12 protein-coding genes are annotated in these 16727 nt (G+C 60.3%); 8 read left to right on the top strand and 4 right to left on the bottom strand.

All coding sequences use genetic code 11. From position 1 onward, the window contains the following. Positions 1-188: 188 nt before the first annotated feature. Together FJ398_16750 and FJ398_16745 are read right to left on the bottom strand one after the other, a co-directional pair. A complete protein-coding gene (locus tag FJ398_16750; GenBank protein MBM3839581.1) occupies positions 189-1820 on the bottom strand; it encodes a fucose isomerase in 1632 nt (543 codons plus the stop codon). A gap of 227 nt (positions 1821-2047) precedes the next feature. After that, complete coding sequence (locus FJ398_16745; GenBank protein ID MBM3839580.1) at positions 2048-2758, bottom strand: hypothetical protein; 711 nt, start codon at positions 2756-2758, stop codon at positions 2048-2050. Between the two features lie 491 nt (positions 2759-3249). Between FJ398_16745 and FJ398_16740 the strand changes: the two genes are divergently transcribed. The 8 genes from FJ398_16740 (at position 3250) to FJ398_16705 (ending at position 15407) form a co-directional block, all read left to right on the top strand. After that, positions 3250-4077, top strand: a complete 828-nt coding sequence (locus tag FJ398_16740) for a rhomboid family intramembrane serine protease (GenBank protein MBM3839579.1) — start codon at positions 3250-3252, stop codon at positions 4075-4077. A gap of 73 nt (positions 4078-4150) precedes the next feature. Beyond that, entirely contained in the window at positions 4151-7177 is a 3027-nt protein-coding gene (locus FJ398_16735) for a tetratricopeptide repeat protein (GenBank protein MBM3839578.1), read from the top strand. A gap of 194 nt (positions 7178-7371) precedes the next feature. Then, the gene (locus FJ398_16730; protein ID MBM3839577.1) at positions 7372-8205 is read left to right on the top strand and encodes a DUF4159 domain-containing protein; all 834 of its coding nucleotides are present in this window, start codon (positions 7372-7374) and stop codon (positions 8203-8205) included. Positions 8206-8274: 69 nt separating this feature from the next. After that, complete coding sequence (locus FJ398_16725) at positions 8275-9294, top strand: AAA family ATPase (protein ID MBM3839576.1); 1020 nt, start codon at positions 8275-8277, stop codon at positions 9292-9294. Positions 9295-9332: 38 nt separating this feature from the next. Further along, on the top strand, positions 9333-10334 hold the full coding sequence (locus FJ398_16720; protein ID MBM3839575.1) for a ChbG/HpnK family deacetylase: 1002 nt from the start codon (positions 9333-9335) through the stop codon (positions 10332-10334). A 362-nt stretch (positions 10335-10696) separates the two neighbouring features. Continuing rightward, positions 10697-11530 (top strand): hypothetical protein, encoded by an 834-nt coding sequence (locus FJ398_16715; GenBank protein MBM3839574.1) that lies wholly within the window; start codon positions 10697-10699, stop codon positions 11528-11530. 205 nt (positions 11531-11735) lie between these two features. Further along, positions 11736-15038 (top strand): hypothetical protein, encoded by a 3303-nt coding sequence (locus FJ398_16710; protein MBM3839573.1) that lies wholly within the window; start codon positions 11736-11738, stop codon positions 15036-15038. Between the two features lie 87 nt (positions 15039-15125). After that, positions 15126-15407 carry a hypothetical protein gene (locus FJ398_16705; protein ID MBM3839572.1) on the top strand — a complete coding sequence of 94 codons (282 nt, stop codon included), beginning with the start codon at positions 15126-15128 and terminating at the stop codon, positions 15405-15407. Positions 15408-15449: 42 nt separating this feature from the next. Here FJ398_16705 and FJ398_16700 read toward each other — a convergent pair whose 3' ends face one another. Beyond that, positions 15450-16502, bottom strand: a complete 1053-nt coding sequence (locus tag FJ398_16700) for an NAD-dependent epimerase/dehydratase family protein (GenBank protein ID MBM3839571.1) — start codon at positions 16500-16502, stop codon at positions 15450-15452. After that, positions 16499-16693 carry a hypothetical protein gene (locus FJ398_16695; GenBank protein MBM3839570.1) on the bottom strand — a complete coding sequence of 65 codons (195 nt, stop codon included), beginning with the start codon at positions 16691-16693 and terminating at the stop codon, positions 16499-16501. Before FJ398_16695 ends, FJ398_16700 begins: the two co-directional genes overlap by 4 nt. Positions 16694-16727: the final 34 nt, after the last annotated feature.

The raw sequence follows: 16727 nt of genomic DNA, 5'->3' as shown, positions 1-16727 counted from the left end.
TGCAAAGCTGACGCGACGTTTCCTTGCCGGCGCCGAATGTTGCCCAAAAGACAAAGCCCCTCTACGTGGCGTGAATCGGCTTTCAAAACCTCCTGACAAAACGCCTCGGCCTCCGCCAGTTTCCCACTCTGAAACGAAGCCGTTGCCTTCGCCAGCGCGGCGTCAGTGATCGGACTTGCGGCCACGGCTTACTTTAATGCGACTTCACCGCACACATGAACCTCCAGACCCAGCGCCGCGAGCGCGGCGGCTTTGATGCGGCACGCGCGGTGCGCTTGCTTCTCGCTCGGCGCATAGACGACCTGGATGTGATTGGACTTATGCCGCGCCATCATCTGGTCGCGCGTGATGCCTTTGAGGACAGCGTGCATGATCGGCCATTGCGGCGTGGTCTCGCGCCAGCGGCGTTCCGTCTCCTTCTGAGGCAGCGCCAGGACCTTCGCCACGCCCAGATCGCAATGAAGCCGCCCATCCATGACGAACACGCGGCTCCAGACAATGTGCCCCGGTTCGGAAATCCCTTTGACGGTGCCGCCACCGAGGCGGAAATACATCGGCGGCTGGCGTTCGCTGCTGGCCCCTTTGTATCCTCCAACAAAATGCGCCGGCGGCGCGGCGCCGGAAATGAGAAAAACCCAGACGTAATCGTCGATGCCGTCGCCTTTGTAGTGTTGTCCCCACCGCAGATCGTGCAGCGTGTTCTCCGGAGCAAATCCCAATTCCCGCCAAAGCCGATACGTGACCAACCCATCCAGCCCGGCACATTCATCGACTTCGTTGAAGTGCGGAACGGCTTCCCCTGCAAACAAGGTTCGGCCAGTCCTGACGCTACGCACCGGCGGCCGGTCCACGTTGTTCAACAGCCCTTCAACCAGATCGCTGGCCGGCGCGAGATCCTTCAAGCCTTGCTGATATTGGATGCCAATTGTGGCGCACCCAAACTCGTCCGCGAGCCGGACGGCTGCGACGTACATTTTGCACTGCTGCAAGATTTGCTTCTCGGTCAATTCAGTCGCTTCGTCCTGGCCCAGCACAAACTTCATCCCCTTCTTGCTCAGCCAGGCATAAACCGCCTCCGCCTCGGCGCCGGGCACGAGTTGCATGGCGGCGAAGAGCGCGGACTGGCTCAGGCGTTCTTTGAACACGCCGGTGGGATTCAAAAGTTCATCGGGAATGATCGCGTTGTGCATCCCCATGCAGCCTTCGTCGAAGACGCCCATAATGGCCTTGCCACGCCGGAACTCGCGCGCGAAGTCTCTGCCCAGTTGTTCATCAGCCAGAGGCAACTTCAGCACCGCCAGATCCCGAACGTGGCTTTGATCGTGCGTGACCACGCCTTCGTTCAGCCACTGCCGCAGGCCTTGCTTGAAATAGTGATCCGAGAAATCCTCGCTCCAGAGCGTGCTGTATTTCACGCCCATCTTGGTCAGTGAACCGTTCAGGTTCAGCAAGCCGACCAATCCCGGCCACGTGCCGCTCCAGTTGGCCACGGTCAGAATCGGGCCGCGATGCGTGTAAAGTCCGGGCAGGACGTGCTGGCTGTATTGCCAGACGGATTCGGCGACGATGAGCGGCGCGTCGGGATCGACCGACCGAAACACCGCCAGCCCCATCTTCTGCGAATCGATGAAGCCATGCTTCTTCTCCCGATCGAACGGGTGGGCGCGCACGGCGGACCAGCCTTCGGCGCGCAAGGCGTTGGAGAGGGCGGACTCCATCTTCGCTTGTGCGGGCCAACACTTTTGATTGGCGGACAAACGCAGGTCGCCATTGGCCACCAGACAGGCCTGGCGTGCTTTGAGGAGAGGAGATTTCTTCATGCTGGACTTTTCGCAAAAGCTATCTGGAGCCTCGGCGCGTTCAAACGCAAAATGAACGGGAAAGGCCCTTCAGGGTGCTGCCGAGATCCGAGGCGTTTTAGTTCGTCGGCAGTTAGGACATTTCGTTCAGTCTCCCGGAGGGAGATTTGATAATAGCCCGGCAGTTCACTGCCGGGTTTACATTTGCGGTTGCGCAAGTCCCGAAGACGGCTGAATCCGTCCATGTCCTATGACTGGAAAAGCAATTCTTGGGGGAGGTCCGGATCGCCAAGGGAAAAAATGCGCTGGGCGGCATCGTTCAACGCCAGACGCGTGGCCTGGAACTGCTCCGCCAGGGTCGCCAGGACCGGCCCCAGGGCGTAGCGTTCGGCGAGCCGATGATCGCTCGCAGCCCGGAAATGCGTTTGGCCAAGGGTTTCATAGTATTTCATGCCCGGCCCGCCGCGCGACTCCGCGCGGTGGCGGATGTGTTCCGGAAAGACACCCGACCAGAAAAGCGAATGATTGCCGATGTGAGTGCGGATGTAAAAGCTCGTCCGCTCGTCCGCCGATTCCAGGGCGGCGATCATTTCAAACAAGTAATGAACCGGCTCAGCCCGGCCCCGCACCACGCAGCGCGTCCGTTCGAGCCGGGAGAATTCGCAAAGCACCTCCGCCACGTAATCTGCCACGGTGCGGCGCTCGATGCCCGTCCGCCGCAAAACCCGCCGAACGATCACGTAGAAATAGAGATGATCCGAGACCCGCAAACAGCCGGGGTACTCCGTCACGGCGCGAAACAAAGATTCGTCGTCCAAAATGGCGTCGCGGCTGTCGTCATCCGCGAGCAGGCTGACCAGATTTTGGGCATCGGTCGCTTTTTTGCCCAGCGTTGAGACGAGGAAGTCGATGTCGGCGGGAGTGAACTGAATTCTGCAGTTGGCTTGAATTACTTTCATAATTCGTGGCTTTGACGCCGTGCGCGGACGACCTGAGCGCTCAGTTGCTTGCTCTGTTAGCAAGCCCGTTCTCTCAATGTCAAATCAAAGCAGGTTGAGTTCCAGTTTGTGGAGTGAGACTGGACAATTTGGGCCGCCGCATCGAACCTAGTCCTGTGACACGGAATTATCGATACATGCGCGGCCAGGAATTTTTCGGGCGGACGAGGCGTGAGCGACGAGCATACCCGCCAGCGGTCTGTAAGGAGCGAGCAACGAAGTCAGCGCGAAAAAGGCCGTCCGCCCGGAGGGTTGCGCCACGTTTGGCCTGGGGCGTCGTTGCTCCTCAGTCACAGAGCGCTGACGGCTATGCTCCTTCGTCGCGCCTCGTCCCATGCCAAATGCGGCGCAACACATGTATCGATAATTCCATGTCACAGGACTAGAGCGTGCAAGCGACTGGCAATGAAACCGAGTCCGCCTCCATCTCCGCCCGCTCGGAGCGTCAAGCGATGGATTGGAGCCTGGTTCTGGCGAGCCAGGATATTCCCACCCGCATCGAGCGCGCGTCGGATCGCGAATGGTGGCTCCTGGTTGCGCCGGGCGACTATGAGCGCGCGCTCGATTCGATTCGCCAGTACCGGCTGGAAAACCGCGGCTGGCGCTGGCGCAAGGAGGTTCTGGGCTACGATCTCACCTTGCACTGGGGCGGCGTTGTGTGGTGCGGGCTGCTCGCGGTGATCTATGACTGGAGTCAGGCAAGATTTCCCCTGCTTCATTCTGCGTGGGTTCTGAACAGCGCCGCGTTTTCCGCCGGCGAATGGTGGCGAATTTTCACCGCGCAGTTTTTGCACGGCGATCTCGTTCACCTCCTTTCCAATGTCACCACCGGCTGTTTGCTTTTCGGCCTCGCTTTCGGACGATATGGGCCGGGGTGCGGACTGCTGGCGGCCTGGCTCGCCGGCGCCGCGGGAAATATCGCCGGACTCCTGATTCATTTGAAACCATACGAAGGTTTGGGGGCGTCTGGCATGGTGATGGGCGCATTGGGTTTGATTTCCGTGCCGGGATTCGTTTTCGGAAAAACGAATCGGTTCAACGTTCGCCACTGGTTGAAAGGGTTGTTTGCCGGGCTGCTGCTGTTTGTTTTACTGGGATTGAATCCATCGAGCGACGTGGCGGCGCACGTGGGCGGGTTCGGGGCCGGCGTGGGGCTCGGAGCTTTGCTGAATCTTTTGCCGGCCGATGGGCGGCGCGCCCGGAGGTTTCAGGGAGGCTGTTGGATCGTGCTGGCGGCGCTGCTGACCGCGGCGATTGGAGCGTCGTTCTCATCCAGGTAAGGCTTCAAGGCGTGCATTTCAACTCGTTCTCCGATCCAACCGATCCAAGTTTTTACGGAACTGTTGCGCCCCCATGTCGATTAGGCTAGAAGTCTCCATGCTCTCGTCCGCGAGAATCGCTCGAAGGCACTCCCCGCAGCCGCACTCGGCCGCACGCGATGTCGTCGCGCTCCTCTGTCGCACGCCCGCCTCCCTTGTAGCGCGGACTATCAGTCTGCTGTATCGCGGAATTGCATTCCGCAGGCTCTGGAATCGTTCGAACGCGCAGGAACTTGGCAAAGCGCTGCTGATTGGAAATCGGCGATACCGCGCAACGCGGCGGAGCCGCAACCAAACTTCTTGGACTGCGGCGGGAAGCGAAGCGCCACACCGCTTTGGTCGCCATGGCTGGCCGTGCCAAAGCGGTGTCGCCGCTACGCTCTGCCACCGCAGTCCAAAATCGTCGCAAGCTGCGACGATTTCGAGCGATACTGAGAGACTGCGAGTCTGCGCTCCATTGAGCCGATTTTGCCTCGCTGGCTGCGCGTGGATGTGCCTCGCGTTCACTCTGCTCTCAAGTCTCGCGACACAAGCCGACGAATTGTCGGACGCCCAGAAGCTTTTTCTGAAGGGCGATTACGCCGAGTGCATCCGGTCGGCCACGGCGGCGATGAAAGAGCGGTTCACGCGAGAGGAATGGCCGATTCTGCTGACGCGCGCGCAGCTTGAATTGGGGCGTTACCGGGAGGCCCTGGCCACCGTCACGAACGCGTTGACCCGCCATTCCCGCAGCATCCCGGTGCGGCTTCTGGCCCGCGAAGTTTTCCTGCAAAACGGACGGACCGATGACGCGAGGGACACACTCCAGGAGATCAACGAACTCGCCGGCGCCAGGCGTTTGAACTACCCCGACGCCGCCAGCTTCGTCGCCCTCGGCAAGGCCGCGTTGTTGCTGGGCGCCGACGCGCGGCTCGTGTTGGAGAATTTCTTCAACCAGGCCAAAAAGGCCGACCCGGAATTTCGCGACACCTATCTCGCCATCGGCCAGCTCGCCCTGGAGAAATACGACTACGCTCTGGCGTCGCAGACGTTTCAGGAAGGGCTCAAGAAGTTTCATTCCGATCCAGACCTTTTCTACGGGCTGGCCCGGGCGTTTACGACCGGGGAACGGACCAACCTGATCGAGAACCTGGACAAAGCGCTTCAGCACAATCCGCGGCACACGCCGAGTTTGCTGCTCGTGGCCGATCATCAGATCGACGCGGAGGATTACACCGAGGCGGAGAAGACGCTGGAGAAAGTTCTCGCCGTAAACCCGGTTCACCCGGACGCATGGGCGTATCGCGCAGTTCTGGCGCACCTGCGCAGTGATCCGGAAGGAGAAGCCAAAGCGCGGCAGACCGCGCTGAGATTCTGGAAAACCAACCCGCGCGTTCCGTATCTGATCGGTCAGAAGCTCGCGCAGAAATACCGGTTCACCGAAGGCTCCGGCTACCAGCGCCAGGTGGCGCAGTGGGACCCGGACTACATGCCGGCCAAGATCCAGCTTGCTCAGGATTTGCTCCGGCTCGGCAAGGATGAAGAAGGTTGGAGATTGGCCGAGGAAGTCCACAAGAAGGACGCTTACGACGTCGTGGCTTACAACCTTGTGACGCTGCGGGAGACCCTGTCCAGTTTCCGGTTCCTGACCAATCAGGACTTCGCCGTCCGCATGGCGCCGCACGAGGCGGAGACGTACGGAAACCAGGTCGTCGAACTCCTGGGCGAGGCGAAGGCCGCGCTTTGCCAGAAGTACGCATTCGAGGCTCCGAAACCCACCATGGTGGAAATTTTCCCGGAGCAAAAGGACTTCGCCGTTCGGACGTTCATGATGCCGGGAGGCGAGGGTTACCTGGGAGTTTGCTTCGGCAATGTGATCACCGCCAACAGCCCGGCGTCGCAAACCGCGAACCCGTCCAACTGGAAGGCGATGCTCTGGCACGAGTTCTGTCACGTCGTGACGCTGGGATTGACCAAAAACAAAATGCCGCGGTGGCTGAGCGAAGGCATTTCGGTGTTCGAGGAGAAGCGGGCCAATCCCACATGGGGCCAGACCATGATTCCGCGTTACCGCGAAATGATCATGAAAGGCGAGCTGACTCCGGTGCGCGATCTGAGCGCCGCCTTTCTCACCCCCAAGACCTCGTTCCACTTGCAGTTTGCCTATTACCAATCCTCCCTCGTGGTCGAGTTCCTGGTAGAACGCTTTGGTTTCGACGCGCTCAAGGGCATTCTCAAGGACCTGGGCGAAGGCAAAGAGATCAACGCCGCAATCGAAGCGCGGACCGCGGCGATGTCGAAGATCGAATCCGAATTCGAAGCCTTTGCCAGACGGAAGGCCGAGGAATTAGGTCCTGAACTGGAATGGAAGCGGCCCGAAGGCCAGGCGACCCGATCCCGCGGCGACGCAGCGCTCGAAATCATTCCCCATGACGGAGACGACAAGTGGATGGAGAAACATCCGCGGAATTATTGGGTGCTTCAGCTCAAAGCGAAACGGCTCATCCAGCAGAAAAAATGGAAAGAAGCCAAGGCCCCGCTGAAAACCTTGATCGAGAACTATCCGGATCAGATCGGGCAGGACAGCGCGTATTTGATGCTCGCGGCGGCGCATCGCGGCCTCAACGAAACCAACCTGGAACGGCAGGCGCTCTCCCGGGCCGCCGCGTTGGACGCCGACGCGATTGATGCGTTTCTGCGGTTGATGGAATTGGCGAGTGGGACGAGGGATTGGCCGGAAGTCGCCGCCAATGCGGAACGGTTCCTGGCGGTGAATCCGCTCGTGCCGGCGCCCTATCGGTTTTTGGGCCGCGCGCTGGAAGAAATGGGCCGCCCGCAGCGAGCGATCGAGGCTTATCGAATTCTGCTGAAGCTCGACCCGCCCGACCCTGCGGATGTTCACTTTCGCCTGGCCAAGATGCTCCAGGCAGCCGGGGATCGTTCCGCGAAACGCCATGTCTTGAAAGCGCTGGAAGAAGCGCCCAGGTTTTTGGAGGCGCACAAATTTCTGTTGGCCATCACGCAGGAAAAATCGCCCGCAACCTCGCCGCCACCGGCCGAAGCCCCTCCTGCCAAGCCGTAACGATTCAACGTGAAGCGACAATCGCCCTCACCCCGGCCCTCTCCCCCAGGGAGAGGGAGAGACTTGTCTGCGCCAGTGTTCGGTCACCGATCAGTGACATTTTTTCAATGTGGGAAATCGGCGTTCCCTCTCCTGGGGGAGAGGGTTAGGGTGAGGGCGATTCACCCAGTCCACTGAATAGACACGGCCAAGCCATGAGAAAACTTCGGTCCCTTCGCTTTATCGCGCCCGTCGCCTGCCTGCTGATTGCGACCATCGCGTTCGCGCAACGAAGCCGAGGGCGAGCGGCGTCCGTGGACCGCGGCGATTTGCCGCATTGGGAGATGGATACGCACTTCGCGAAGGACGTTTTCACTTTCGTTCGAATCAAGTACCCGTCCGACCGCGGCGGGTGGGGTTGGGAGAAGTGGACGGTCGATTACCCGGACAGCGATTTGAATTTTTCCTATCGCTTGCAGCAACTGACCTCGCTAAAGGTCCATCCCGAAGGGAAGATTCTCGAGCTGACCGACAAAGAATTGTTCGACTACCCCTGGATCTACATCGTCGAACCCGGCGACATGGATTTGACGGATGAGGAGGTGGCGTCGCTGCGGCGCTATTTGCTGAACGGAGGCTTCCTCATGGTGGATGATTTCTGGGGCGAGCGCGAGTGGGACAACTTCTATCGCAACATCAAGCGGGTCTTTCCGGATCGCGAGCCGGTGGACTTGCCGACGGATCATCCGATCTTCAGTTGCGTGTTCCCGCTTAAGCTGACCAGGAACCAGCTTCAGGTTCCGGCCATCAATCGTGGGTACTACAGCCAGTTCGATGGCGTCACGTGGGAACGTTCGGATGCGCGGGAGGTTCACTTCCGCGCCCTCTTTGACGACAAAGGCCGGATGATGGCCATGATTTGCCATAACACCGACAACGGCGATGGCTGGGAGCGGGAAGGGGAGAATGAATATTACTTCCGGGAATTCTCGGAAAAAAAAGCCTACCCCCTGGGCATCAACATCGTCTTTTACGCTATGACGCACTGAACAGCGTAGGACAGGCTTCCAGCCTGTCCCAATGGACTTAAATCGCCAGACAGCAGGAGAAACAACATCGTGGAAAACGTCATTGATTCATACCGGACGGAAAAAGAAGCAGTCGAGCAGATCATCGCGAGCCGCAGCAAAATCGACCGCGAGCTTTCCAAGGTCATCGTGGGCCAGAAGGAAGTCGTCGAACAATTGCTCATCGCGCTCGTTTCCGGCGGACATTGTTTGATTACCGGGGCGCCGGGGCTGGCCAAGACCCTTTTGATCAAATCCATCTCGCAGGTTTTCCACCTCAAATTTCAGCGCATTCAATTCACGCCCGATCTCATGCCGGCGGACATCACAGGCACGGAGATTCTTCAGGACACAGGCGACGGCAGACGCATGACTTTCGTGAACGGCCCGATCTTCGCCAACATGATCCTGGCCGACGAAATCAACCGCACGCCGCCCAAAACCCAGGCCGCGCTGCTCGAAGCGATGCAGGAGCACCAGGTGACCGCCGCAGGCGTCCGGCATCCGTTGCCGGAGCCGTTCTTCGTTCTGGCCACGCAAAATCCGATCGAGATGGAAGGCACGTATCCGCTGCCCGAAGCCCAACTCGACCGGTTCATGTTCAATGTGGTCATCGATTACTTGCCCGAGGACCAGGAGGTCGATGTCGTGGCGCAGACCACGGCGCGCCAACCGGAGCCGATTGCCGCGCTGTTCACCGCCGCGGACGTGCTTCGCTTTCAAGAAACGGTTCGCAAGGTTCCCATCGCGGAAGACGTGATCCGTTTTGCCGTGCGGCTGGCCTCGGCGTCGCGCCCCCGCCAGAAAGGAACGCCGGACTTCATCAACGAATGGGTGAGCTGGGGCGCGGGATTGCGCGCAGCGCAATATCTGGTGCTGGGAGGCAAAGCCCGCGCGCTCCTTCACGGAAAATCCCACGTCCGTTTCGAGGAAATTCAGGCGCTGGCGCACGCGACCTTGCGGCACCGTATCCTGATCAACTACCGCGCGGAAGCGGAAGGCATCACCGTCAAGGGCGTGATCGACCGCCTGCTCGAATCCGTCAAGCCCGGCCTGCCAGCCAAGGTTTAGCGGCCATCGCTGGACTGCCTGCACCCCTCTGATCTTGAATGCCGCGCGCGGACTGCGCATTGTCTCGGCACACGATTCCAACTATGAAGCACTGGATACTGCTGACTGCGCTCTTCGGCTTGGGCACTCCTTCGATGAGAACTGAACCCGCGCCCGCCGCAGCTCGCCCCACACTGGCCGAGCGTTTGGGATTTCAAGCCTCAGACAAGATTTTGATCATTAACGGCGATGACGTGGGCATGAGCCACGCCGCCAATGCCGCCACGATCGATTCGCTGGAAAACGGGCTGATGACCTGCGCCACCATCATGATGCCCTGCCCGTGGGTTCCGGAAATCGCGGCCTACGCGCGGGCGCATCCTCAGGCAGACTTCGGGCTTCATCTGACGCACACCAGCGAATGGAAAAAGTATCGCTGGGGACCCGTGGCGAATCGAAATGACGTGCGGGGCCTGCTCGATCCTGAAGGTTATCTCTGGCCCGCCATCAAGGACGTCTACCAGCACGCCTCGCCGCGCCAGGCGGAAATCGAGGCCCGCGCGCAGATCCAAAAAGCTCTGGCCATGGGTATCGATGTCACGCACCTCGATTCCCACATGGGCGCGCTGCAATACGACCTCCGCTACTACAGAGTTTATCGGAAACTCGCCCGCGAGTTCGACTTGCCGATTCGCATGGCTTCACAAGAGATGTTGGAAGCGGCGGGCGCCGGCCATTTGCGCGGCGAACTCGAACGCGACGGCATCGTCTGTCCCGATTACCTGATTCACGGCCAGCGCAAGCCCGGCGAACCGATCACGGATTATTGGAAACGCATGTTGAACAACCTCAAGCCGGGGGTCACCGAGCTTTACATCCACGCCGCGCTGCCGGCCGACGAAATGAAAGAGATCACGGGATCCTGGGAAGACCGGGCGACGGAGTATCGTTTGTTCACGCGTGATCCGGAGATTCGCCGATTCCTCGAAACCCAGAAGGTCAAGCGGATCGGTTACCGCGCCCTGCGGGATTTGCAGCGGAAGAAGCGAAACAAATCCTAACCAAAGAAATTCGAGGATTTGATTCAACCACGGATGGACACGGATTCACACGGATAAGGCTGAGACTTCTTGATCGTGTTTATCTGGGCGCATCCGTGGTTGGAAAATTCGACGAACAAATTTCAAAATCCGAAAATCAGAATCTAAAATGGCCAACGGGGGCGCAAATCAATCGTTGAGCAACGGGTTAGACGGCGCTCCCTTTCCCCTCACCCTGCCCTCTCCCCCAGGAGAGGGTTCGTGGCCGCCGTCTCCGTCTGGTCGGCGCGTGCCGGCATGTTCGCGTGTGGCCACGAATGCTCCCTCTCCCCAAGGGAGAGGGCTGGGGTGAGGGGAACGGGCCGACGAACTGACTGCAGACTATGGCTGCTCGGCTCGCGGGAAAATTGCACGGCCTTATCGGCCTGCTGCTGGTCGCGGTCTTCTGGCCCCTGAACTGGTTCCTGCCGGGCTTCCGCACCGCCTATTTGTTCCTCCCGCTCTGGCTCGGTTACATCCTGTTCGTGGATGCGCTCGTTTTCACCCGCCGCGGGACTTCGCTCTACACGCGATCGCGCTCGGAGTTCTGGGGCCTCTTCGTGATCTCCGCGCCGGCCTGGTGGTTGTTTGAAGTCATCAACTGGCGAACAAAAAACTGGGAATACCTCGGTGGCGAAACTTTGAGCGGCTTCGAGTACTTTCTCCTTTCCAGCATCTCGTTTTCGACGGTCATGCCCGCAGTGTTCGAGACCGCGGAACTGGCGCGCACGTTTCGGTGGATTGACCGGCTGAGACCCGGACGAAGCGTCCAACCTACGAACGCGGTTTGCCTGGGCTTTCTGGCCGCCGGCCTCGTGATGCTCGCGTTGACGATGGCCTGGCCGAAAGCTTTCTACCCGCTGGTTTGGGGATCGATCGTTCTCATTCTTGAACCGGTAAATATCTGGCTGAGCCGACAGCACTTCCTGGAGTGGCTTCGGGAGGGCGACTGGCGGCCCGTGATTGCACTTGCGCTGGGCGCATTGATCTGCGGTTTTTTCTGGGAGATGTGGAATTTCAAGTCCTACCCAAAATGGATTTACCACACCCCCGGCGCCGAGTTCCTTTATGTGTTCGAGATGCCGTTGCTGGGCTTCCTGGGCTACCTGCCGTTTGCCTGGGAACTGTTTTCGCTTCGAAGTTTTCTTTGGCCCAGCGCGCCGCGGTTGAAGCTGTGAACCTCGTCGTACGTCTGCAGTTGGGCTTGGGGAGCACACGCGCCCTCGCGTGGATCGACCGGCGCCTCACCGGTCGAAATGGACACGCCGGCGAATTCCATCCGACAGTGAGTTGTTCGATCGCAGTTTTGTGGTCGGCGAGGGCGCCGACCACGGCACGCGAGGGCGCGTGCGCTCCCCATCGAATCTGAAGAGACATTTCGCCATGCTGCCTATCGCCGAGCGTGAATTGCGGGTCGCCGCGCGCCAGCCGAGAACCTACCGGTCCCGGCTGATCATGGCGGGCGTGGGGGTTTTGATTTTCAGCTGGATGGTGTGGCTGCTGGCCCGATACGGGCAGGGGATTTCCGGCTCCACCCTTTTCCAGACGTTGTCCTGGATCGCGCACTTCTATTGTTTGTTCGCCGGCGCCGCGATCAGCGCGGATTGCCTGAGCGTGGAAAAGCGCGAGAACACCATCGGCCTTCTCTTTCTCACCCACTTGAAAGGCTTCGATATCGTGCTCGGGAAATTGATGGCCAGTTCGTTGAATTGTTTCTTTGGGCTGCTGGCCATGTTTCCCGTGCTGGCCATTCCGTTGCTCATGGGGGGCGTGCAGTTTGCCGACTTCGCGCGCGTGGTGATTGGCCTGACGAACACGTTGTTCCTGTCGCTCTCCGTCGGAATGCTCATTTCGAGCCTGAGCAAACACTCGGTCCGCGCCACCAGCCTTGCCTTGCTCCTCATGGCGGTCGCGGATTTCGGCCTCTTCGGATTGGGCGAACTGCTGCGCGTCCAGTATCAAGCTCCCGAATGGGCGGGCCGCGTCGAGCTCGCGAGCCCGTTTTTCATGCACACCGTCGCGGATTCAAATACAGCCGGGACGCGCGCGAATCAATTCTGGCTGGCGTCGCTGACCCTTTTCCTGGCGGCGCTGGCGTGCCTGGCGGTCGCTTGCTGGATCCTGCCTTCGGTCTGGAAGGAGAAGGCCGGCGGCAAGAAATCCTTCACGTGGCGCCGGCGCTGGCAACGGTGGAAATTCGGCGCCACAAAGCGCGGCCAGGGCCTTCGCGCGCGGCTCCTCGATTGGAATCCGTTCTTCTGGCTGGGGTCTCGAGATCGCCTGGGCTGGATCGCTCCGCTCCTGTTCGTGGCGGTCTTCGTGGTGTTAGCGGTCTGGGTCGCGTGGAAGGTCGGCTTGAATTTCTTTGGCCCGGCCAAGCCTATTGGTGGATTTGTTTTCGCCTGGTTTTGGGCCACGGCGTTGCTGCACCTGATCGTTCTGTTCCGGATCGCCATGACGGCGACGCATCAATTCGCCGAGGACCGCAAAAGCGGCGCGCTGGAATTGCTGCTGGCCACGCCGATCCGTGTCCGCCAGATCGTGCGCGGCCAATGGCTCGCGTTGCTGCGCCAGGTCTGGGGACCAATGATCGCAGCGCTGCTGGCGCACGTGCTTTTTCTTTGGGGCTTGCTCGAATTGATCGCCGCCGAGGAACTGAAGGGCCGGACCGGGTTGGACGTGCTGCGCGCGATCCTCCAGGGCGACCCGGCGGCCCTGGTCGATTTGGACTGGCATTTCTTCTTCATCATGAAGGTCGTCCTCACCGCGGGCGGACTGCTCGTCGCGCACTGGATCGCGGTCGCGTGGGTGGGAATGTGGATGGGACTGAAAACCCGGCGCGCGCGCAACGCGCCCTGGGTCGCGCTCGCGCTCGTGGCGTTCCCTCCCTGGCCCTTCTTCACGATCACCGTGATGTTGCTGGACCACTTCAGTTTCCTCTGGTCCGAATACGAATTGCTTCATTTGGGACTGAAAACCGCCGTAGCGTTGAACCTAGCCAACGATCTTTTGCTCTCGATCTGGGCCTGGCGAAGGTTGCGCCGGGATTTTCGCCTGGCGGTGACGGACCGGTTTTTGTTCCTGCAACAGAAACGCTCCTGGCGCCGCCGCGCGCGGCTGGCTCTTCGTTTTGTCCTGGCCACCGCAGCCTTGCTGGGGCTGCTGAAGCTCTGGCATCTCGAAGAAAACTGGCGCGGCCAGCGCGCGTGGAACCAATTCAAACGCGAGATCGAAGCCAAAGGCGAAACGATTGATCTGGCTTCCATGATTCCTCCGGAAGTCCCGGCCGATCAAAACTTCGGCGCGGCGAAAGTTTTTGCGCCGTTGTTCGCTTACGATTACGCGCCCCATGGCGGGATTCGCTGGCGCGGATCGGGCATCACCGAGCTACAGTCCATTGAGCTACAAGGCCAGACGCGCGGCGGGCCGTGGGCCTTCGGGTCGAGCCTGCTCGGGAATTGGCGCAACGCGGAGCTGGCCGATCTCAAAGCGTGGCAAAAGCGTTTCCGCGCTCTGGCGCAGTTCCCGCAGCCCACGGGCACAAATGAACCGGCCGAAGATGTCCTCGTGGCCTTGACCAAGTTCTCCTCGAAACTTGAGGAAATGCACCAGGCCAGTCTTCGCCCCCACAGCCGATTTCCTGTGCCTTACGAAAACGCGCGCAGTGGCATGATGCAGCACTGGCCCATTTGCCGGAACATAGCTGACGTGCTCGCGCTCCGGGCGATCGCCAGCTTGAATCTGGAGCGCACTGACGAGGCTTCTCATGAAGCGAACCCCCTCACCCTTTTCCTTTCCCCCCGTGGGGGAGAGAGTGTCCGCAGGACGGGTAAAGGGGATTCGCGTCGGTTCATGGACCGGGCGCACGGTTCGGGAACCGTGGGAGCTTTCCAGGATCTCAAACTGATCTTCCGATTTGCCGAGGCGCTGGGACTGGAGCCTTTCATTCAGGCCCAACAGCATCGCATCACGATTCTAAACTCGGCGATCCAGGTTATCTGGGAAGGCCTGGCTCAGCGCCGATGGTCGGAGGCCCAACTGGCCGAGTTGGAGAAACTGCTGCAGCGCTTCGACCTGTTCGCGGACAGCCAGAAGGCCGTGCGCGGGGAAATGCTGCAGCAGATTGCGGCGTGGGCGCGCTTCCGCGCCGTGGTTTCCGGGGAAGCGCCGGCGCCGGAAGGATACTGGGAGAGCCGCTGGAGGCGGTTGAAGTTCTTCTATTCCGTGGGCTGGACGTACGACCGGCAGATTCAGATTTATCGGTTGCACGAGCAGTTAGCGAAACAATTCGCCACGCGGGAAGGAGACGGCCTTTCGCCCGGTGAGATCCGAGCCGTCAGGGAAGCCATGGACCGGACCGGCGCCTTCCTGGACAACCGAGGATTTCGGTGGGCTCTGGACGGATTCCTTTTCGAGTTTCCCCGCACGCAGATCTCATTGAACCTGGCGCGAGTCGCGTGCGCGTTGGAGCGCTATCGCCTGGCGCAAGGGCACTTTCCGGAACGCCTGGAAATGCTGGTTCCGTCGCAACGCGCCGAACTCCTTGCGGATACGCCGGGCAACGAGCCGTTGACTTATCGGGTCACGGAGGACGGCAAGTTCGTCCTCACGATTGTCCGGCGCGGCGAGACCGGGCGTTTCCAGAGCGGCTCGGAGTCCTTCCACTGGGCGTACCCGGCAAAGTGAAGTTGTTTGTTTCAGTCGGAAGCCGCGAATCAACTCCCATGGACGCGAAGACCTCTGGAAAGCTCTTCTCTCATTCCCGTTCATCGCATGCTTCAATTCCTGGCTCTCGGCTTCTGTCCAGCGAATGGGACCCAGAATACGCAATGCTTCCTCTCTGGAGACTCCAACTTTTGGGTGAATTTCGGCCACGGTCTTTCCGTTCCGCTGGATTTGCGCAATCTCACCACGCTGGATCACCTGATCCAGGACGCGCTCGCTGTCGTGCGCCAGTTCTGTCGCTGTTACGATCATGCCATCAAAATACTCATCAATTCCAAAGCGACAAGGCATTTGCGGAGCCCGCTCATTGATCCAACCCGATCTGCTTGAGCAGCCGGGCTTGAAAGTGGCCGAGCCATTTGATCGCTGCCACTAAAACTTCCCGTTGCGCACCTCGAACCGGGTGGGCTTGCCCAGGGTCCTCCCGTCCTCCATCACCCAGCGCGCCACCCAGCGGAGCATCGCTTCCAGGGAGGTCGGCGGTTCGCCCAGGATTCCGAAAAGCCGGCTGGGATTGCTCAACAGCGCCGTGTCGGCTTCCGCGCCGGTAATCGTCACCGGCTGATTCATCAATTGGCCAAAACGTTGCGCCAGGTCGCGAACGGAAAGAAGCTTCGCGCCGGTCAGATTGAACGCGGAGGGAGGCGAGGCGGACAAGGGAAGCGCGCGCACGATCATTTCGTTGGCGTCGCCTTGCCAGATGCAGTTGAGGTAGCCCATGGTCACATCGACCGTCTGATTGGCCCACACTTTCTGCGCGATCTCCAACAGCACGCCGTAGCGCAGATCGACCGCGTAATTCAATCGCAACACCGCGACCGGAGTGCCGTTCTTGCGGGAATGAAATTCAAAGAGCCGTTCGCGCGCGACCGCGGCGTTGGCGTACTCGCCCAACGGCGCCAACGCATCGGTCTCGACCGAACCGCCGCGGGCGATCGGAGTCAGGGGATAAACGTTACCCGTGGAGAGGGCTACGATGCGGGCTTTCGAAAAGCGCTCCGCCACGTGCGACGGCGCCAGCGTGTTCGCGGCCCAGGTCAAAGATGGATTCTGCGCGGTGCCGAACTTGAGGCCGACCAAATACAGGACGTTGGCCGAGTCCGGCAGTTTGGCCAGCGACTCGCGCTCCAGCAAATCGCAGGCAAAGGTCCGCACGCCGCGCGTTTCAAGCCAATGTCTGGCATCATTGGAACTGAAGCGGCTGACGGCGACGATTTCCAGTTGGTGGCCCGCCGCGTCAGCCGCACGCCGGAGCAGCACCGCCAGCGAAGGGCCCATTTTGCCTGCGGCGCCCAGAATCAGGAGCGGGCTTTGAAGTGATTTGACCGACTCGATCAGGCACGACCGCGGGCGCGTCATGACTTCGTCCAACTGGTCCTCGGATTCGATACGGTCCGGCAATTCGGCAGCAATGGTTGAGATCATCTCAAGTAGGTCCGCGCTTCGAGCGAATATCGGAACCGCAAAACCGCGGTCCGCGCAAGGAAACTTCCCATGAACCAGACGGTAGGGCGAGCCTGTCTCCAGCGAGCCGGTCCGGACGTGTTCCAAACACGGCGAGCGGCTCGCCAGGACGGACTCGCCCTACCGGCGATCGGTTCACGGGCCGTGTGCATGGTCCTAAAATCAAGCAGGCTTGACGGTAGGGCG

It is taken from the genome of Verrucomicrobiota bacterium (assembly GCA_016871535.1).
Taxonomy (GTDB): domain Bacteria; phylum Verrucomicrobiota; class Verrucomicrobiia; order Limisphaerales; family SIBE01; genus VHCZ01.
This window is presented reverse-complemented; position numbering and strand designations above follow the sequence as displayed.